Source organism: Allobosea sp. (genome assembly GCF_051860145.1).
Lineage (GTDB): Bacteria > Pseudomonadota > Alphaproteobacteria > Rhizobiales > Beijerinckiaceae > Allobosea.
This window is the reverse complement of the sequence record NZ_JBHYEM010000001.1, coordinates 693,176-711,952: the sequence shown is the minus strand read 5'-3', so window position 1 is coordinate 711,952 and position 18,777 is coordinate 693,176. Positions and strand designations below refer to the sequence as shown.

Below are 18,777 nucleotides of genomic sequence, written 5' to 3'. Positions count from 1 at the left end.
GTCATGCAGGAGCGTATGGCCGAGATCACCAAGGGCCTGCCGATCCCGCCCGGCATGAAGCTGTTCTGAGTCTCGAGCCCGCATGTCGCGCGCCATTGCCGGCCCCGAGATCGAGCGCCTGATCCAGCTCCTGGCCAGGCTGCCGGGGCTCGGCCCGCGTTCGGCGAGGCGCGCCGCCCTGCATCTCGTCAAGAAGCGCGAGCAATTGCTCGGTCCGCTCGCCGACGCGATGGTGACGGCGCGCGAGCGCATCGTCACCTGCACGACCTGCGGCAATATCGACACCAGCGACCCCTGCTCGATCTGCCGCGACGCGCGCCGCGACGACGGGCTGATCGTCGTGGTCGCTGACGTCTCCGACCTCTGGGCGCTGGAGCGTTCGGGCGCGGTCGCGGGCCGCTATCATGTGCTGGGCGGCGTGCTCTCGGCCTTGGACGGCGTCCGGCCCGAGCATTTGACGCTCGATGCGCTGGTCGCGCGCGCCGCCGATCCGGCGGTCAAGGAGGTCATCCTGGCGCTCAACGCCACGGTCGACGGCCAGACCACGGCGCATTTCATCACTGACCTGCTCACCCATTTGCCGGTCAAGGTGACCAAGCTCGCCCATGGCGTGCCGGTCGGTGGCGAGCTCGACTATCTCGACGACGGCACGCTCGCCGCGGCGATCCGCCAGCGCACGGGGTTTTGAGCCGCCCGGCGAGGCCCGCGGTCGTCATTGCGAGCGTAGCGAAGCAATCCAGGGGGCTCGCGCACTCCTTCTGGATTGCTTCGTCGCTACGCTCCTCGCAATGACGAGCGTGCGCTGCCCTAGAACTTGTAGCTCAGGCTGGTCCGCACCGTGTGCAGCGTCGAGTCGTGGTCGGTCGCGAGGCCGAGGAAGGCGTTGCGCGCGTTCCGGTCGAAGCGGCCGTAATCGGTATAGCGATACTCCACGCCGGCGATCAGATGGTCGCTGAAGGCATAGGAGACGCCGCCGCCGGCGGTCCAGCCGGAGCGCGAGGTCTGGACGTAGTCCCGCGCGCCCGTCGCCGGGTCGAAGAAATGCTGGTCGAACTCGGTGAAGGAGACGCCGCCGGTGGCGTAGATCAGGAAGCGGTCCATCGCGAAGCCGAGGCGCCCGCGCACCGAGGCCTGCCAGTCGCGCTTCACGCCGCCGCGGGCGAAGGCGTTGTCGAAGGAACCGTCGCTGCCGACCGCCTCGACATCGCCCTCGACGCCGAGCACGAAGGAGCCGAGCTGGTAGTTGAAGCCGACATGGCCGCCGCCGACCACCGAGTCGGTGTCATAGGAGTAGGACGTGGCGAAAGCGCCGTTCAGCGCCGAAAAACGCGTGCGCTCGGAACCCCAGGAATAGCCGATCTGGCCGCCGGCATAGAGGCCGGTCCAGGAATAGAATTCCGGCAGGACCGGCGCGGGCGGCAGGCCGCCCTTGCCATAGGGCAGATCGGCGGCCTGGGCGGCGGGAACGAGCACGGGGCTTGCCAGGAGAGCGAGGCTCGCCAAGCCAACAAGTCGTGCCAAGCCAACAAGTTTTGCAAGGCCGGCTTTCAGGAACAGGGTCATCGCTGGATCTCGGGTTCGGGACCGGATGGCGGCTGCGCTGCAGCCGGCGCGTCTTCGGTCATGATTAGAAAGTGTTAAGGTTAACAAACGGATAAATCAGGTGACCCGCGCACAGGCGGCCGGAACAAATCCGCCGGCTCGCCGGTTAGCCCAGGGCCGGCGCCAAGCCGCGACCGACCCGACCTTCTCGCGGCGGCGGAGACATCCCATGGCCTTCCTGAAACGCATCACGGGCGCGGCCGGCGCGGCGGTGGCGCTGGGCTATGTCGCGGAAGCCGTGTCGAAGCGCTTGACCCGCCCGCTGCGCGAGGCGGCGCGCGGCCGGGCCGCCGGCTCCCCATTGCAAATGACCTGGATCGGCTGGAAGGACGTGCTGGGGCGCTTCGTCGGCAATGTCGCCGATAACCGCCTGAGCTCGCTGGCCGGCGCCGTCGCCTTCTTCACCTTGCTCTCGCTGGTGCCGGCGCTGTCGCTCTTCGTCACGATCTATCGCTATTTCACCGATCCGCTGACCATCGCCAACCAGCTCGACAGCCTCACCACGGTCTTCCCGCAGGCCGCGCGGGAGCTGATCCACGAGCAGGCGATGCGGCTCGCGACGCAGACCTCGGTGGGCCTGTCGCTGACCTTCATCATCAGCTTGCTGGTCGCGATGTGGAGCGCCAACGCCGCGGTGAAGGCGGTCTTCGATGCGCTCAACATCATCTATCGCGAGCGCGAGAAACGCAGCTTCCTCAAGCTCAACGCGATCTCGCTGCTGACCACGATCAGCGGTGTCGTCCTCCTCGCCGCGGCGCTGACCGTGATCGCGGTCGTGCCGCTGATCACCGCGCTCTTCCCCTTCCATACCGAGCTCGAGCGGCTCGTCCGGGTGGTGCGCTGGCCGGCCTTCTTCCTGGTCGGCACGATGGCGATCGCCTGCCTCTACTGGCTCGGGCCGAGCCGCCGGCCGGCGCGCTTCGGCTGGGTGATGCCGGGCGCGATGGCCGCCGCGCTGTTCTGGGCTGCCGCTTCCTGGGCCTTCTCCTGGTATGTCGGCACGCTGGCCAACTACACCGCGACCTATGGTTCGCTCGCCACCGTGGTGGTCTTCATGACCTGGCTCTGGCTCTCGGCGATGATCGTGCTGGCCGGCGCCGAGCTCAATGCCGAGCTCGAGCACCAGACCGCGCGCGACACCACGATCGGCCGGCCGAAGCCGCTCGGCCGGCGCGGCGCCACCATGGCCGACACCGTCGCGCCGTCGACGGCCGACGAGTAGGCGATGCTGGATCCCGACGACACGCACCAGGCCGATCTGCGCAGCGGCACGAGCCCATGGCATGCCGGCCTGCCGCGCCCGCCGGGCGAGGAGCTCAATGCCGACACACGCTGCGACGTCGCGATCATCGGCGGCGGAATCACGGGCGCGATGCTGGCCGAGCATCTCACGGCGCGCGGTCTCCAGGTGGTCGTGGTCGATCGCGAGCGAGCGGGCTTCGGCAGCACGCTCGCCAGCACCGCCATGCTGCAATGGGAGATCGATCTCTCCCTGCGCCGTCTCTCGGCGCTTTACGGCTTCGAGCGGGCGGCGGACATCTACCGGCGCAGCTTCCGCGCCGTCGAGGGCTTGCGCGAGCTGATCGTGAGGCTGTCCCTGCCCTGCGCCTTCCATGCGCGCGACACGGTTTATCTCGCAGCAGGCGAGGTCGGCCCGCGCGAGCTCGCCGACGAGTTCGCCTTGCGCCAGCGCGCAGACCTGCCGGGCGCCTTGCTCGGCCACGAGCTGCTGCTGCGCGAATTCGGCTTCGACCGGGCGGCTGCGATCGTCTCGCCGGGTTCGGCCGAGGCGGACCCGCTCAGCCTCTGCCACGCCCTGCTCGCACAGGCAGCGATGTGCGGCGCCCGGTTCGTGCGCGACGAGGCGGTCGCCTTCGACGGCCTCGGCCGCAGCGCCATGGTCGCGCTGGCGGGCGGGCGCACCATCGAGGCCGGCCATGTCGTCCTGGCGACCGGCTATGTGATGCCCGATTGCGTCAGAACCGACCTGCACCGCGTCGCCTCGAGCTGGGCGCTCGCCACGGCTCCCCAGCAGCCGCAGGCGTTCTGGCGCGGTCGCGCGCTCGTCTGGGAAGCGTCGGAAGACTATGTCTATTGCCGTACCACCAGCGACGGCGCCATCGTCATCGGCGGCGAGGACGAGGAGACCGATGACGTCGAGCGGCGCGAGCGTCTCGGCCCGGAGAAGACGCAGGCGCTGCTCGGCAAGCTCGCGGCGCTGGTGCCGGGTGTCGAGCCGACGGTCGCACACGCCTGGTCGGGCGCCTTCGGCCAGACCGAGGACGGGTTGCCGCTGATCGGCCGGGTGCCCGGACAGCCGCGCCTGCTCGCGGCCTATGGCTATGGCGGCAACGGCATCACCTTCAGCTATCTCGCCTCGCGCCTGATCGGCGCCCTGATCGAAGGTCAGGAGCCGTCCTGGTTCGCTCATTTCAGCATCGACAGGCCTGACCCGGCGCGACCGTGAGCGGCTCCCGCCGATTGCATCGCTGCAATCCGGGACTTGCCGGCAAGGAGGCGACAAATCGCTGCCGCCGCGCCATCTATGGCATGGAGCGGCCGTGCGGCCGCGAAGCCTGGAGGCCGTCATGCTTGCAGTTTCGGAAACACCGTCCAGCCCCGCGCGGCTCGAGGCCCATGACGCGCCCTATCATATCGGCGCGGTTTCGCTGCGAGCCCGCGATCTTGCCGGCCTGACGGCGTTCTATCGCGACGCGATCGGGCTGACGCTGATCTCGGAAGGCGCCGGTGTCGCGGTGCTCGGCGTTGGCGGCGTGCCATTGCTGCGGCTCGAGGCCGGCGCGACGGCCCCGACATCGCCGGCCGGCCTGTTCCATCTCGCCATCCTGCTGCCCTCGCGCCGCGATCTCGCCAACTGGCTGGCGCATGCGGCTGAGGCCCGCGTGCCGCTGGAGGGCGCGTCCAACCATCTCGTCAGCGAGGCGCTCTATCTCTCCGACCCGGAAGGCAACGGCATCGAGATCTATCGCGACCGCGCCCGCTCCGAATGGCCGCGGCTGGATGGCGGCGCGATCCGGATGTCGACCGAGCGGCTCGATCTCGACCGCCTGCTCGCCGAGGCCGATGGCAAGGACTATCCCGGCATGCCGGCGGGCACCGGCATGGGCCATATCCATTTGCGCGTCGGCGACACCGCGCAGGCCGAGGCCTTCTATCGCGACGCGCTCGGCTTCGACCTCATGGTGCGCTATCCCGGCGCCAGCTTCCTCGCCACCGGCGGCTATCACCATCACGTCGCCGTCAATATCTGGGGCAGCCGCGGCGCCGGGCCGCGCCAGGCGGGCGAGGCCGGGCTCGCCGGTTTCGAGCTGGTCGCCGCCGATGAAGCGGCTTTCGCGGCGATGCGCCAGCGCATCCTCACCGCGGGCGGTCGCGACGAGGGCGAGGCTGCGACCATCGCCGACCCCTGGGGCAACCGGCTCGTCCTGCGGCGCTGATGCCGCGCCTCAGCGGGTGAGCAAATGGCTGCGGCGGGTGCCGCCGCCATCGGGCCGGAAACCGTTCGCTTCCCAGAAGGCGGCCGCGCCGGAATCGGCGGCGTTGAGCGAGAGCCGCGGCGCGAGCGCAAGGCCCTGCTGCACCAGCGCGCCGGCCAGCAGCCGGCCGACGCCGCCGCGACGGTCCTGCGGCCGGACATAGACATGCCGGATGCGCAGCAGGTCGGGCGCGGGATCGTAGGGATCGGGCGTCACCGCGCCCACCGCCGCGAGCGTCCCGTCCCGGAAGACGGCGAAGAGCGCGTTGCGCTCGTCCCCGTCATGATAACGTCCGCTATCCCATTCCTCGATCAGGCCGTCGACGAAGCGGTAGCCCTCGGCGGCCGCCTCGTCGCGCAGGGCCGAGATCTCGTCCGGCAGGGCTTCGCCGAGCCGGACGACCTGAAGCGCCGTTGCGCTCACAGACCCTCGAAAAGCGCGCTCGAAATATAGCGCTCGGCGAAGGAGGGGATGATGACCACGATGGTCTTGCCTTCGTTGCCGGGCCGGGCGCCGACCTCCAGCGCCGCGGCGACCGCCGCGCCCGACGAGATGCCGGCCGGGATGCCCTCGAATTTCGCCAGCGCGCGCGCCGTGTCGAAGGAGGTCTGGTTGCCGACCGTGACGACGTCGTCGATCACGGCGCGGTCGAGCACGCCTGGCACGAAGCCGGCGCCGATGCCCTGGATCTTGTGCGGGCCGGGCTGGCCGCCGGACAGGACCGGCGAATCCTCCGGCTCGACGGCGACGATCTGCAGCGCCGGCTTGCGCTTCTTCAGTACCTGGCCGACGCCGGTGATGGTGCCGCCGGTGCCGACGCCCGAGACGAAGATGTCGATCTTGCCGTCGGTGTCGTTCCAGATCTCCTCCGCCGTGGTCCTGCGGTGGATCTCCGGATTGGCCGGGTTCTCGAATTGCTGCGGGATGATCGCGCCCGGAATCTCGGCCTTGAGCTCCTCGGCCTTGGCGACGGCGCCGCGCATGCCGCCGGGCCCGGGCGTCAGCACCAGCTCGGCGCCGAGCAAAGCCAGCATCTTGCGGCGCTCGAGCGACATCGTCTCGGGCATCACCAGGATCAGGCGATAGCCGCGCGCGGCCGCGACGAAGGCGAGCGCGATACCGGTATTGCCCGAGGTCGGCTCGATCAGCGTGCCGCCTGGCTTCAGCGCCCCGGACGCCTCGAGCGCATCGACCATGCTGACGCCGATGCGGTCCTTGACGCTGGAGATCGGGTTGAAGAATTCGAGCTTGACCAGGATCGTGGCCTTGACGCCGCGCTCGGCCGGCAGCCGGTTCAGGCGGACCAGCGGCGTATCGCCGATCGTGTCCGTGATCGAATCATAGACCCGGCCGCGACCCGGAACCTTGCCGGGGGCGGGATTGAGCTTGCCTGCTGCGTCGGCCATGGGGGCCTCCCTTGGATCACCTCTTGGGTTGTCAGGACTATCGCAATTCACGCGCACTGTCGATGAATGGAAATAATCACACAATCAGATTGTGAAATCTGCCTTCAGGTGGAGCTCGCCGAAAACCGACTTCTGCTCGGCCTCCCGGCAAAGCGCCTCGACGGTGACGCCGTCGAGCTCGGACAGGAAAGCTTCCGTGGCCCGGTCCAGCATCGGTCCGACGACGTCGTCGATAAGCCGCGACTGCGGCAGCGGCATGGTCTCGTCGCCGAGAACCTGCATCGCGGCCCGTGCGATCTCGCCCGCGGTGATGCGGCGGCGCTCGCGGGCCAGCTCATAGCCGCCGCGCGGGCCGCGCACTCCCTTCAGGATGCCGGAGCGCACCAGCGCCTGCAGCATGGTCTCGAGATGGCGCGGCGGCAGGTCATGGCGCGCCGCGAGCAGTTTGGCGGCGACCGGGGCCGGGCGCGCATGCAATGCGATATCGACCACCGCGGCGACGGCGAGCAGGCTCCGACGCGACAGCAGCATCATGGCAGGCCCCCGTTGGCGAGCGCCTTGCCGCCGCTGATGCCGGTCGAGCCGTAGCCCCCGGCGCCGCGGGCCGTCTCGTCCAGCGCCTCGGTCTCGACCAGCGTCGCCCGCGTCACCGGCGCGATCACCAGCTGCGCGATGCGATCGCCGCGCGCCACGGTAAAATCCTCCGCGCCGAGATTGACGAGCAGGACCGAAACCTCGCCGCGATAATCGCTGTCCACCGTGCCGGGCGCGTTCAGCACCGTGACGCCCTGCCTGAGCGCCAGGCCGGAACGGGGGCGGACCTGGGCCTCGTAACCGAGAGGGAGCTGCAGGGAGAGCCCGGTCGGGACGAGCTTGCGCTCGCCACGGCCGATCACCAGCGTCTCGCCGTGCGGCAGGGCGGCGCGCAGGTCCATGCCGGCCGCGCCCTCGGTCTCATAGGCCGGCAGGGGCAGATCGGCGCCATGCGGCAGGCGGCGGACGGAAACCGCGACCATGGCTTCAGCCTTCCGTCTTCGACATCTGCGCAAGATGCGCGATCAGGCGGGTCGCGACTTCGTCTTTCGGCAAGGTCGGCCAGGTCTCGACGGTCTCGGCCGAGACGAGATGGACCGTATTGGCGTCGCCGCCCATCACCCCGGTGCCGCCGACGTCATTGGCGACGATCAGGTCGCAGCCCTTCTTCGCCAGCTTGGCGCGGGCATATTCGATGACATGCTCGGTTTCGGCTGCGAAGCCGACGACAAGGGCCGGCCGCTCGATCTCGCGCGCCGCGACCGTCGCCAGGATGTCGGGGTTCTCGACCAGCGCCAGGGCCGGCGTGCCGCGTGCGCCCTTCTTCATCTTTTCCGGCGCCGCGTCCGCGACCCGCCAGTCCGCGACCGCGGCGGCGAAGATCGCGATATCGGCCGGCAAGGCGCCCTCGACCGCCTCCAGCATCTCGCGCGCCGATTCGACATGGATGGTGGTGACGCCGGCGGGATCCGGGATCGCGACCGGCCCCGAGACCAGCGTCACGCTGGCGCCAGCCGCCGCCGCCGCTGCAGCGATCGCATGGCCCTGCTTGCCGGAGGAGCGATTGGCGATGTAGCGCACCGGGTCGATCGGCTCATGCGTCGGGCCGGAGGTGATCAGGACGCTCTTGCCGGCGAGGGGCTTCGGCGCGGCCGGCGCACCGCCTGGATTGCGGCCCAGGAAGCCGATCGTGCCGGCGGGTGCGAGCCGCGTCTCGCCGGCCAGCGCCTGCTCGATCGCGGCGAGCAGCTCGTGCGGCTCGGCCATGCGGCCCGGCCCGTTCTCGCCGCGCTCGGCCATCGCGCCGGCATTCGGGCCGACCACCAGCACGCCATCCTTCCCGAGCTGCGCCATGTTGCGCCGCGTCGCCGGATGCTCCCACATGCGCGGGTTCATGGCGGGCGCGATCAGAATGCGCTTGTCGGTGGCGAGCAGGGCCGTCGAGGCGAGGTCGTTGGCGAGCCCCGTTGCCATCTTGGCGATCAGGTCGGCGGTGGCGGGCGCGACGACGACGAGATCGGTCGAGCGCGACAGCGCGATATGGCCGATATCGGCCTCGTCGGTCAGCGAGAACAGGTCGGTGAAGCAGCGCTCGCCCGCCAGCGACGAGACCGCGAGCGGCGTCACGAACTCCTCGCCCGCCTTGGTCAGGATGCAGCGCGAGGCGATGCCGTGATCCTTCAGTCGCCGGATCAGCTCCAGCACCTTATAGGCGGCGATGCCGCCGCCGATGATCAGCAGGACGGAGCGAGATGCGGGCAAGGGCGGGCTCCCGAGGCGTGACGGTGGTGTCGTAGCATTTGGCGGGCGCGGCTGTCATGGGGTGCGAGCCTGCCGTCATGCTCGGGCTTGACCCGAGCATCTCTGGAAAGTGAGCCTAGCTTTGCCCGAGATTCTCGGGTCTGCGCTCCGCTCCGCCCGAGAATGACGCGGATGTCACCGGAACGGCGGCTCGTCGAAGCTCCTGAGCTTGCGTGAGTGGATCGTCGAGCCCGCCTCCTTGAGCTTTTCCAGCGCCGCGAGCCCGATCTTGAGATGCTCGCCGACGGCGCGCTCGTAGAAGGCATTGGCGGCGCCGGGCAGCTTGATCTCGCCATGGAGCGGCTTGTCGGAGACGCAGAGCAAGGTGCCGTAGGGCACGCGCAGCCGGTAGCCCTGGGCCGCGATCGTGCCCGATTCCATGTCGACGGCGATGGCGCGCGACAGGTTGATGCGGCGGCGCTCCTTAGTCCAGCGCAGCTCCCAGTTGCGGTCGTCCTGCGTCACCACGGTGCCGGTGCGCAGGCGCTGCTTCAGCCGGTCGCCCTTCTCGCCGGTGACCTCGGCGGCCGCCTGCTGCAGCGCGACCTGGACCTCGGCCAGCGCCGGGATCGGGATGTCGGGCGGCACCAGCTCGTCGAGGATGCCGTCCTGCCTGAGATAGGCATGGGCGAGCACGTAATCGCCGATGATCTGCGTCTGGCGCAGGCCGCCGCAATGGCCGACCATCAGCCAGCAATTCGGCCTGAGCACCGCGAGATGGTCGGTGATGTTCTTGGCGTTGGACGGGCCGACGCCGATATTGACCAGCGTAACGCCGTCTCCCGTGGCGCGGACCAGGTGGTAGGCCGGCATCTGGAAACGGTGCCAGGGCGCCGACATCACGCGCTCGGCGGCGCTGACATCGATTCCCTCGCGGTCGATACGCACGCCGCCCGGCGTCACCAGCGCCTCGGCCGTGCCGGCCTCGATCTCGGCCAGCGCCAGCCGCACGAACTGATCGACATAGCGGTGATAATTGGTCAGCAGCACCCAGGGCTGCACGGAGCGCCAGTCGGTGCCGGTATAATGCACCAGCCGGCGCAGCGAGTAGTCGACGCGGACCGCATCGAAGAGCGAGAGCGGCTTGGGCTCGCCGTCGACGAGGTCGAAGCTGCCATCGGCGATCTCGTCGCCGACCAGCGAGAGCAGCGGCGTCGGGAAATGCCGGGCAAGCTCGGCCGGCGAGATCCGGCCGCCGCCGAGCTCGTCGCCGCCCTCGATCGCATAGGGATAGGGAATCTCCTGGCCGCTGATCCCGGTCTCGATCGTCGCGCCGTAATCGGTGACGAGCGGCTCGAGCTGGTCGAGCAGATAGGCGCGGAACTCGGCCGGCTGGGTCACCGTGGTCGAATAGATGCCGGGCGCCGCGAATTTCGCAAAGCTGCGACGGGTCGCCGCCGGCAGCTTGGCGGGCTCGTAGGTGACGCGCAGCATCGGGTAGCGGTAGCGGGCCCGCTCCTCCGCGGTCGGCGGCTGCGCGGTGTCGAAGAAGCGCTGGAGATCGGCCCGCAGCGCATCCTTCGCCTCGGCATAGAGCGCCTCCAGCCGGTCGACGGCATCCTGCGGGGTGGCGGCGATCTCGAAGCTCATGGTCGCTTCTAGCTGGCCCCGCACGGTCCTGACAACACGCGGCGTTGCGGCCTCCGATGCTCGCGCCGCTGAGGCGGCTCATGAGCGGCCGGTGAAGGGGGGCTTGACGGCAAGCGCAGCGCGCAGTAATAAACCAATCAGTTAATTAACCAACTGGTTCAGTTCATGCAGCCCGATCGCCTCAGCATCACGCTGTCAGCCCTCGCCGATCCGACAAGGCGCGCCATCCTGGCGCGGCTGGCGCTTGGCGAGAGCTCGGTGACCGAGCTGGCCGAGCCTTTCGCGATGAGCCTGCCGGCCGTCTCGAAACATCTGAAGGTGCTGGAGCGGGCCGGGCTGATCTCGCGTGGCCGCGAAGCGCAGTGGCGGCCCTGCCGGCTCGATCCGGGGCCGCTGCGCGAGGTGGCCGATTGGCTCGAGCACTATCGCGTCTTCTGGGACCAGAGCCTGGACAAGCTGGAGGACGTCCTCCGCGAGATCAGGGCCGCGGGCGACAAGCCGGCCTGACGCCGCGATCCGACACGAATTCATCACGACAGGAAATGCACCATGCTCAAGACCGTCCTTCTCTCGCTCGTCGCCGTGATCGTCATCGGCATCGCCATCGTGCTCGTCCTGGCCGCGATGAAGCCCGACATCTTCACCATCCAGCGCTCGCTTGCCGTCAACGCCCCGCCGGAGCGCATCTTCCCGCTCGTCAACGATTTGCGCCGCCATGGCGAATGGTCGCCCTGGGAGAAGAAGGACCCGGCAATGGCGCGCAGCTACAGCGGCGCGGAGAGCGGCGTCGGCGCCGCCTATGAATGGAAGAGCGACAAGGAGGTCGGTCACGGGCGGATGAAGATCACCGAGACCACGCCCCCGACCAAGGTCGTCCTCGATCTCGATTTCACCAAGCCGTTCGAGGCTCACAACGTCGTCACATTCACGCTGGAGCCTCGTGGCGCGGCCACCAATGTGACCTGGGCGATGACCGGGACGACGCCCTTCGTCGCCAAGATCTTCCACGTCTTCATGAACATGGACCGCATGGTCGGCGGCGAGTTCGAGACCGGCCTCGCCAATCTGAAGGCGGCCGCAGAGCGCTAGGCCCGCCCCGTTCGGCCAAATTCGAGCAACCCGGCTTCAAGCACCCCAAGCAACCAAGGAGGATATGCCCATGTTGGATGCCAAACCGCAGGACGAACACCGCTGGCTTCAGCAGCTCATCGGCGACTGGACCTACGAATCGAGCTGCTCGCCCGACAAGCCCGAGGAGGTCTCCACCGGCACCGAGAGCTTCCGCCCGATCGGCGACTTCTGGGTCGTCGGCGAGAGCACGGGCGAGATGCCCGGCGGCGACGAAGCGCTGATGCGGATCACGCTCGGCTTCGACCCCGCCAAGGGCCGCTTCGTCGGAACCTGGGTCGGCTCGATGATGCCGATGCTCTGGACCTATGAGGGGTCGCTCGACGCGGACCGCAAGATCCTGACGCTCGAATCCGAGGGGCCGAGCTTCTCCGGCGACGGCACGACCTCGAAATACCGCGACATCCTCGAGATCAAGAGCCCGACCGAGCGCCTGTTCTATTCGAAGGTGCTCGGCGCGGACGGGAACTGGAACCAGTTCATGATGGCCCGCTACACCAGGCGCTGAGCGCCGCTTTCCATCGGCTGGCGCGGTAGCGCGCCGGCCGTTTCCCAACCGGAGGAACGACCATGAAGCTCTCGACCTATCTCTTCTTCAACGGTAATTGCGAAGAGGCTTTCAAGCACTACGAGAAGGTTCTCGGCGGCAAGATCGTCGCCATGATGCCCCATGAGGGCACTCCGGCCGAGGCGCAGACCGCGCCGGAATGGCAGAAGAAGATCCTGCACGCTTGCCTCGAGATCGACGGCCAGATGCTGATGGCTTCCGACGCGCCGCCCGAGCACAGCGGCGGCCCGATGCAGTCGGTCGCCGTCAGCGTCAACGTCCCGACACCCGAGGAGGCCGAGCGCATCTTCAAGGACCTGTCGGACGGCGCGACGATCACCATGCCGATCGCGGAGACCTTCTTCTCGCCGCGCTTCGGCATGCTGACCGACCGTTTCGGCACGCATTGGATGGTCGGCGCCGAGATGCCGGCCGAGATGGCCGATTGCGGCGTCAAGACGTCGGAAATGGCGTGAGCGACCACCGATTCTCCGGAACCGGCCTCGCCGACATGGCCGCCGCGATGCGCGGCCATGTCGAGGCTGGGGCGGTGGCCGGCATCGTCACCCTGGTCGCCCGGGGTGACGATGTGCATGTCGACACGTCCGGCCTGGCCGATCTCGACAGCCGCGCGCCGATGCGCCGCGACACGATCATTCGCATCGCCTCGATGACCAAGCCGATCCTGGCCGTCGTCGCCCTCGCCATGGTCGAGGAAGGCCTGATCGGGCTCGACGATGCGGTCGATCGCTGGCTGCCCGAGCTGGCGGAGCCCGAAGTCCTGCGCAGCCTCGACGCTTCGCTCGACGACACCGTTCCCGCCCACCGCCCGATCAGCCTGCGCGATCTGCTGACGCTCCGGCTCGGCATCGGCGTGGTGATGGAGCCGCCGGGCCGCTACCCGATCCAGCAGGCGATGGACGATGCCGGTGTCGCCCCTGGCCCGGTCAACCCGGTCGTGACGCCCGACGAATGGATGAGACAGCTCGGCTCGCTGCCGCTGATCCACCAGCCCGGCGCGGTCTGGATGTATCATACCGGCTTCGACGTGCTCGCCGTGCTGCTCGCCCGGATCGCCGGCAAATCGCTGGACGAGGTCATGCAGGAGCGCCTGCTGGGGCCGCTCGGCATGGTCGATACCGGCTTTCACGTCCCGCCCGAGAAGATCGGGCGCCTTGCCTGCGCCTATACGCGCGATCCGCAGAGCGGCCGGTTGACGCTGGTCGACCCTGCCGCAGGCGGCGCCTTTGCCAGCAAGCAGGCCTTTCCCTGCGAGCTGGTCTCGACCGCCGATGATGTCCTCGCCTTCGCGCGCATGCTCTTGGCGCGAGGCCGGCACGGCGCACGGACGATCCTCTCGCCGGAGATGGTCGGAGAGATGACGCGCGACCAGATCACGCCGGAGCAGAAGGCTGTCTCGCCCTTCTTTCCCGGATTCTGGGAGACGACCGGCTGGGGCTTCGGCCTCGGCATCGTCACGAAACCCGACGAGCTTTCGGCCGTTCCCGGCCGCTATGGCTGGGAGGGCGGCTTCGGCACCGGGCTCAATATCGACCCGCAGAAGGACCTGGTGACGATCTTCCTGAGCCAGCGCCTGATGCAGAGCCCGGACGATGCTGCGATCAACCGGGAGTTCCAGAAGCTGGCCTATCGGGCGCTCGCCGACTGAGGCGACGAGCCGTTAAACGACCCGAGCCCTCATCCTTCGAGACGCCGCTGCGCGGCTCCTCAGGATGAGGGCTCGGAGTTCAAGAGCGCCCTTAGCTGAACACCGCATAGGCCAGCAGCGCCGCGATCGCCCACAGCGCCCAGTTGCCCCAGCGGTTGCGCCTCGCCTCGGCGCGGCCGATCGCCTGGACGCTGCGCTCGTCGAGCGCAAAGCCCTGGCGCGAGGCGTCCTCGAGCTGGCCGAGCACGCGCTCGGCCCGTGCGGCCGTCTCGGGCAGGCTCGCCAGGCTGAAGGCGAGCGTGCGCGCGCCGCGCCCCGCCTCCTCGATCCGCCCGAGCGGCCCGAGATTGCGCGTGATCCATTCGCGCACCACGGGCTCGGCCGTCGTCCACATGTCGAGATGCGGGTCGAGCGAGCGCGCCACGCCCTCGACCACCACCATGGTCTTCTGCAGCATGACGAGCTCGGTGCGCGTCGCCATGTCGAACAGCCCGGTGATCTCGAAGAGCAGGGTCAGGACCTTCGCCATCGAGATCTCGTCGGCGCGCTTGTCGTGGATCGGCTCGCCGACGGCCCGGATCGCCTGGGCGAAATCCTCGACCGCATGGTGGCCGGGCACATAGCCGGCCTCGAAATGCACCTCGGCCACGCGCCGGTAGTCGCGCGTGATGAAGCCGAGCAGGATCTCGGCGAGGAAGCGCCGCTCCTTGTGGCCGAGCCGGCCCATGATGCCGCCATCGACCGCGACGAGCCGTCCTTGCGCATCGACGAACAGGTTTCCGGGATGCATGTCGGCATGGAAGAAGCCGTCGCGGATCGCGTGCTTCAGGAAGGACTGGATGACATTGCGCCCGAGCCCGGCGAGATCGTGGCCGGCAGCGCGCAGCGCCTCGGTGTCGGAGAGGCGGATGCCGTCGATCCATTCGTCGACCAGCACCTCGCGCGCCGTCAGCTGCCAGTCCGGCGCCGGCACGCGGAAATCGGCGTCGTCCCTGGTGTTCTCGGCGAATTCGGAAAGGGCAGCAGCCTCCAGCCGCAGGTCCATCTCCATGGTCACCGAGCGCGCCAGCGTCTCGACCACGCCGGAGAAGCGCAGCCGGCGCGCCTCCGGCGAGCGGCTCTCGGCGAGTTCCGCACCGAAGCGCATCGAGGCGAGGTCGCGGTTGAAACGGTCGCGGATGCCCGGCCGCAGGATCTTGACCGCGACCTCGGAGCCGTCCTTCAGCCGCGCCCGATGGACCTGGGCGATCGAGGCGGCCGCGACCGGCTCGCCGAATTCGGCAAAAATCTCCTCGACCGTCTCGCCATGGGCGGCCTCGATCGCGGCGCGTGCCTGTTCCATCGGGAACGGCGCCATCCGGTCCTGCAGCGCCGAAAGGTCCTCGGCGATCTTCATGCCGACCACGTCGGGGCGGGTCGCCAGGAACTGGCCGAACTTGACATAGGACGGGCCGAGCCGGGTCATCGCCGCCGCGAGCCGCGTCGCCGACGAGCCGGCGCCGCGCCGCTCGATCAGTCGGCCGAGGCGGATCAGCGCGCGCGCCGCCGGCGGCAGCACCGACGGGTCGACCAGCGCCAGCGCGCCCTCGCGGGCCAGCACGAAACCGACCCGCGCCATGCGGGCGAAATGGGCAAAGGCGGAGATCATGCGGGGATGGCGCTCGTCATGGCCGGGCTTGACCCGGCCATCTCGGGCCGGACAGGACTCCCTTCAGGAGATGCTCGGGTCGAGCCCGAGCATGACGGCGCCTGCTCCATCACAGCTTCCAGCCGGAATGCAGAGCCACGACCCCTCCGGTCATCGGCGTGAAGCGGGCGCGGCGGAAGCCGGCCGCCTCGATCATGTCGGCGAAGACCTGCGGCTTGGGGAACTTGCGGATCGATTCGACCAGATAGCGATAGGGCTCGCCATCGCCGGTGACGAGTTTCCCCATCGGCGGGATCAGGTTGAAGGAATAGGCCTCGTAGATCCTGTCGAGCAGCGGCACGTCGACATGGCTGAATTCGAGGCAGAGGAAGCGCCCGCCGCGCTTCAGCACGCGATGGGCCTCGCCGAGTGCCTTGTCGATGCGCGGCACGTTGCGGATGCCGAAGGCGATCGTATAGGCGTCGAAATGGTTGTCGGGCAGGCCGAGTTCCTCGGCATTGCCCTGGACGAAGCGGATGCGCGCGTCGCCGGGATAGCGCTTCTCGGCGCGCTCGCGGCCCACGCTCAGCATCTCGCCATTGATGTCGAGCACCGTGACATCGGTGCGTGGCCCGCCGGCGTCGATGACCGCGAAGGCGACGTCGCCCGTGCCGCCGGCGACGTCGAGATGATGGAAGGGCCGGTCGCGCGGCGGCTTCAGCGTCGAGATCAGCGCATCCTTCCAGAGCCGGTGCAGCCCGGCCGACATCAGGTCGTTCATCAGGTCGTAGCGGCCGGCGACCTTGTGGAAGACATCGTCGACCTTGGCCTGCTTCTCGCCGAGTTTCACGGTCTCGAAGCCGAAATGGGTGGTGTCGGAGGCTGCTGTCACGAGGCGGACGACCCTTGTGTTCTGATCAGGCGATGAATAGCGAAACGAGCGGGCCTTGTCGCGGCCCGTCTCGACGCATGCTGAAGGGTTAGGATGCCGGAGCTTCCCGAGGTTGAAACCGTCCGCCGCGGACTTGAGCCCGCCATGCTCGGGCAGGTGCTGGCCAGCGTCGAGCAGCGCCGGCCCGACCTGCGCTTTCCGCTGCCGGAGCGCTTCGCCGAGCGCCTGACCGGGCGCAAGGTCGAGAGCCTGTCGCGCCGCGCCAAATACCTGATCGCCGATCTCGACGACGGCCAGGCGCTGGTCATGCATCTCGGTATGAGCGGGCGCTTCATCGTCGAGGCGCCCGGCACGCCGCCGACCGAGCCCGGCTCCTATTACAACGAGATCGGCCGGCATCTGCAGCACGACCATGTCGTCTTCCATCTCGGCTCAGGTGCGCGCGTCACCTATAACGACGTGCGCCGCTTCGGCTTCATGGACCTTCTGCCGCGCGCCGGGCTGGAGGCCTCGAAGCATTTCGCCGGGATGGGCATCGAGCCGCTCGGGAACGCGCTTTCCGGCGAGACGCTCGCAGAACTCTTCGCCGGCAAGCTCGCGCCGCTGAAGGCGGCGCTGCTCGACCAGCGGCTCGTGGCGGGCCTGGGCAACATCTATGTCTGCGAGGCTTTGTTCCGCGCCGGGCTTCACCCCGAGGCCGCCGCGGGCTCGATCGCGACCTCGACCGGCCGGCCGCGCGAGGCGGCGCATGCGCTTGCCCGCATCATTCGCGAGGTGCTGGAGGAGGCGGTCGCCGCCGGCGGCTCGACCTTGCGCGATTTTGCCCATGCCGACGGCTCGCTCGGTTATTTCCAGCACCGCTTCCGCGTCTATGACCGCGAGGGCGACCCCTGCGTCACCCCGGGCTGCGGGCATCTGGTCAAGCGGCTGGTGCAGTCGGGGCGCTCGACCTTCTATTGCGAGAGCTGCCAGAAGCGGCGCTAGCCTTCGGTGAAGGCCGCCAGATTCTCCAGCGTCGAGCGCAGCCCGGCATCGTGGTCCTCCTGCCGGATGCCGGACGGCACATTCTCGCACAGGATGGTGACCTCGGTTCCGGTCGCGACGGGCTTCAGGCTCCAGGTCATGGTCATCACGCCGGCGAAGGCCGGATCGTCCGAGACGAAGCCGACCTCCCAGACGATACGCTCGCCCGGCTCAAGCGCGACGAAGCGGCCCGCGACGATGTCGCTGTCGGCGCTGGCCTTACCAGGCGCGCCAGCCGGATCATCATAGGTCAGCACCATGCGGTAGCTGCCGCCGGGATGTGGCTCGAACCGCTCGATTTTCGCGCGCATCCCCTGCGGCGGCAGCCATCGGCCGAGCGTCGCGGGGTCCACGAAGGCGTTATAGATCGCGCCGGGCGACGCCTTGACGAGGCGTGAGGCCGTGTCGGTTCGGGTTTTGCCGGCCATGCCTGTCTCCCGTTCGGCGGTCATGCTTATCAACGCGCTAAGCGGCCCTAGGGGGCCAAGGGCGCGGCTAGAGCATTTCCGACGAACACAGGTTTGCCGGAAATGCTCTTTGCTCTTTGGTTCCACGCAATTCCGGACGTAAAACCGCTGCGCACTTTTGCTGGAATTGCTCTAGCTTCGCACCACGCTCCTAAACGCCGCCGAAAGCGCGGCGAGCGCGTCGCGCGGGCGCCCGTCCCTGACCCTTGTATGAAGCAGGATCGGCAGGCGCGGCAGATCGGGCAGGCCGAGCCTTTGCCCGACATCGACCGCGCCGAAGGGCAGCATGCGCCGCGCCAGCGCTGCTACCCCGAGCCCGGCCGTGACCGCAGCCACGACCGCCGTGACGCCGCCTCCCACGAAGATTTCCGTCCAGGGCACGCCGGCCTCGTCGAGAAGCTGCCCAGCCATCACGCGTACCCCGCAGGGTTCGGCCATGGTGGCGACCGGCAGTGGCTCGCCCGGGCGATGTTGCCAGACCGGCGCGGCGAACCAGCCGAACCTCTCGTCAGCGAGACATTCGCCATCGCTGCGCCCGGCATGCAGGCGCACGATCACCGTGTCGAGCTCGCGCCGGTCGAAGCTCTGGAGCAATTCGCCGGAGGTGCCGATCCGGATCTCGATCACCAGCTGCGGGTCCTGCGCGTTCATGCGTGCTATCAGTGCCGGAAGCTCAGGCCCCGCGACGTGATCGCTGATGCCAATGGTCAGGCGCTCCCGGGTTGGGACGAAGGCGGACAACGCGCGCTCGTGCACCGCCAGAAGCTCACGGGCATGATCGAGAAAGGCCGCGCCACGCGCCGAAAGCTCGACATGCCGCGGCGTGCGCTCGATGAGCCGGCATCCCAGCCGCTGCTCGAGGCGCTTCAGCTTCAGGCTGACCGCAGCCTGCGTCGTCCGCATCGCCTCTGCGGCGCGCGTAAAGCTGCCGAGATCGACGATGCGAACGAACGCCTGGACGGAATCGAGGTCGAGCGGAGCAAGTGCCATTTTCG

General features: G+C 68.8%; 21 protein-coding genes. 10 read left to right on the top strand and 11 right to left on the bottom strand.

Annotation, left to right across the window (positions count from 1 at the left end):
* Positions 1-82: 82 nt before the first annotated feature.
* Positions 83-688 (top strand): recombination mediator RecR, encoded by a 606-nt coding sequence (recR, locus tag ACTIF2_RS03295; RefSeq protein ID WP_439495586.1) that lies wholly within the window; start codon positions 83-85, stop codon positions 686-688.
* Between the two features lie 119 nt (positions 689-807).
* Here the strand turns inward: recR and ACTIF2_RS03290 are convergent, their stop codons facing one another.
* A complete protein-coding gene (locus tag ACTIF2_RS03290) occupies positions 808-1,503 on the bottom strand; it encodes an outer membrane protein (RefSeq protein ID WP_439495585.1) in 696 nt (231 codons plus the stop codon).
* Positions 1,504-1,771: 268 nt separating this feature from the next.
* Between ACTIF2_RS03290 and ACTIF2_RS03285 the strand changes: the two genes are divergently transcribed.
* From ACTIF2_RS03285 to ACTIF2_RS03275, 3 genes are all read left to right on the top strand, one after another.
* A complete protein-coding gene (locus ACTIF2_RS03285) occupies positions 1,772-2,824 on the top strand; it encodes a YihY/virulence factor BrkB family protein (protein ID WP_439495584.1) in 1,053 nt (350 codons plus the stop codon).
* A 3-nt stretch (positions 2,825-2,827) separates the two neighbouring features.
* A complete protein-coding gene (locus tag ACTIF2_RS03280; RefSeq protein WP_439495583.1) occupies positions 2,828-4,069 on the top strand; it encodes an NAD(P)/FAD-dependent oxidoreductase in 1,242 nt (413 codons plus the stop codon).
* A gap of 121 nt (positions 4,070-4,190) precedes the next feature.
* Positions 4,191-5,060 carry a VOC family protein gene (locus ACTIF2_RS03275; RefSeq protein ID WP_439495582.1) on the top strand — a complete coding sequence of 290 codons (870 nt, stop codon included), beginning with the start codon at positions 4,191-4,193 and terminating at the stop codon, positions 5,058-5,060.
* Between the two features lie 9 nt (positions 5,061-5,069).
* Here the strand turns inward: ACTIF2_RS03275 and ACTIF2_RS03270 are convergent, their stop codons facing one another.
* The 6 genes from ACTIF2_RS03270 to ACTIF2_RS03245 form a co-directional block, all read right to left on the bottom strand.
* Complete coding sequence (locus ACTIF2_RS03270) at positions 5,070-5,522, bottom strand: GNAT family N-acetyltransferase (protein ID WP_439495581.1); 453 nt, start codon at positions 5,520-5,522, stop codon at positions 5,070-5,072.
* A complete protein-coding gene (gene cysK / locus ACTIF2_RS03265) occupies positions 5,519-6,505 on the bottom strand; it encodes a cysteine synthase A (RefSeq protein ID WP_439495580.1) in 987 nt (328 codons plus the stop codon). Before cysK ends, ACTIF2_RS03270 begins: the two co-directional genes overlap by 4 nt.
* Before the next feature lie 84 nt (positions 6,506-6,589).
* Positions 6,590-7,039, bottom strand: coding sequence for an RrF2 family transcriptional regulator (locus ACTIF2_RS03260; RefSeq protein WP_439495579.1), 450 nt, complete (start codon positions 7,037-7,039; stop codon positions 6,590-6,592).
* Positions 7,036-7,521 carry a dUTP diphosphatase gene (dut, locus tag ACTIF2_RS03255; RefSeq protein WP_439495578.1) on the bottom strand — a complete coding sequence of 162 codons (486 nt, stop codon included), beginning with the start codon at positions 7,519-7,521 and terminating at the stop codon, positions 7,036-7,038. Before dut ends, ACTIF2_RS03260 begins: the two co-directional genes overlap by 4 nt.
* A 4-nt stretch (positions 7,522-7,525) precedes the next feature.
* A complete protein-coding gene (locus ACTIF2_RS03250) occupies positions 7,526-8,800 on the bottom strand; it encodes a phosphopantothenoylcysteine decarboxylase domain-containing protein (protein ID WP_439495577.1) in 1,275 nt (424 codons plus the stop codon).
* A gap of 174 nt (positions 8,801-8,974) precedes the next feature.
* Positions 8,975-10,429: an AMP nucleosidase gene (locus ACTIF2_RS03245; RefSeq protein WP_439495576.1), complete on the bottom strand. Its 1,455-nt coding sequence runs from the start codon at positions 10,427-10,429 to the stop codon at positions 8,975-8,977.
* Positions 10,430-10,594: 165 nt separating this feature from the next.
* On the opposite strand from ACTIF2_RS03245, the gene ACTIF2_RS03240 reads away from it, so the two are divergent.
* The 5 genes from ACTIF2_RS03240 to ACTIF2_RS03220 all read left to right on the top strand — a co-directional run bounded on the left by ACTIF2_RS03240 (position 10,595) and on the right by ACTIF2_RS03220 (position 13,773).
* Positions 10,595-10,936 carry an ArsR/SmtB family transcription factor gene (locus ACTIF2_RS03240; RefSeq protein ID WP_439495575.1) on the top strand — a complete coding sequence of 114 codons (342 nt, stop codon included), beginning with the start codon at positions 10,595-10,597 and terminating at the stop codon, positions 10,934-10,936.
* Positions 10,937-10,978: 42 nt separating this feature from the next.
* Entirely contained in the window at positions 10,979-11,518 is a 540-nt protein-coding gene (locus ACTIF2_RS03235) for an SRPBCC family protein (RefSeq protein ID WP_439495574.1), read from the top strand.
* Between the two features lie 70 nt (positions 11,519-11,588).
* A complete protein-coding gene (locus tag ACTIF2_RS03230) occupies positions 11,589-12,065 on the top strand; it encodes a DUF1579 domain-containing protein (protein WP_439495573.1) in 477 nt (158 codons plus the stop codon).
* 62 nt (positions 12,066-12,127) lie between these two features.
* Positions 12,128-12,580: a VOC family protein gene (locus ACTIF2_RS03225; protein ID WP_439495572.1), complete on the top strand. Its 453-nt coding sequence runs from the start codon at positions 12,128-12,130 to the stop codon at positions 12,578-12,580.
* Positions 12,577-13,773: a serine hydrolase domain-containing protein gene (locus tag ACTIF2_RS03220; protein ID WP_439495571.1), complete on the top strand. Its 1,197-nt coding sequence runs from the start codon at positions 12,577-12,579 to the stop codon at positions 13,771-13,773. The genes ACTIF2_RS03225 and ACTIF2_RS03220 overlap by 4 nt, the downstream gene beginning before the upstream one ends.
* Positions 13,774-13,864: 91 nt before the next feature.
* Here ACTIF2_RS03220 and ubiB read toward each other — a convergent pair whose 3' ends face one another.
* Both ubiB and ubiE read right to left on the bottom strand, forming a co-directional pair.
* Positions 13,865-15,421, bottom strand: a complete 1,557-nt coding sequence (gene ubiB, locus ACTIF2_RS03215) for a 2-polyprenylphenol 6-hydroxylase (protein WP_439495570.1) — start codon at positions 15,419-15,421, stop codon at positions 13,865-13,867.
* A 109-nt stretch (positions 15,422-15,530) separates the two neighbouring features.
* Positions 15,531-16,292: a bifunctional demethylmenaquinone methyltransferase/2-methoxy-6-polyprenyl-1,4-benzoquinol methylase UbiE gene (ubiE, locus tag ACTIF2_RS03210; protein WP_439495569.1), complete on the bottom strand. Its 762-nt coding sequence runs from the start codon at positions 16,290-16,292 to the stop codon at positions 15,531-15,533.
* 93 nt (positions 16,293-16,385) lie between these two features.
* Here ubiE and mutM point away from each other — a divergent pair, with 93 nt between their 5' ends.
* The gene (gene mutM / locus ACTIF2_RS03205) at positions 16,386-17,276 is read left to right on the top strand and encodes a bifunctional DNA-formamidopyrimidine glycosylase/DNA-(apurinic or apyrimidinic site) lyase (protein ID WP_439495568.1); all 891 of its coding nucleotides are present in this window, start codon (positions 16,386-16,388) and stop codon (positions 17,274-17,276) included.
* Here the strand turns inward: mutM and ACTIF2_RS03200 are convergent.
* Together ACTIF2_RS03200 and ACTIF2_RS03195 are read right to left on the bottom strand one after the other, a co-directional pair.
* A complete protein-coding gene (locus tag ACTIF2_RS03200; protein ID WP_439495567.1) occupies positions 17,273-17,743 on the bottom strand; it encodes an SRPBCC family protein in 471 nt (156 codons plus the stop codon). The genes mutM and ACTIF2_RS03200 overlap by 4 nt on opposite strands.
* Positions 17,744-17,914: 171 nt before the next feature.
* Complete coding sequence (locus tag ACTIF2_RS03195; protein WP_439495566.1) at positions 17,915-18,772, bottom strand: LysR family transcriptional regulator; 858 nt, start codon at positions 18,770-18,772, stop codon at positions 17,915-17,917.
* Positions 18,773-18,777 lie beyond the last annotated feature (5 nt).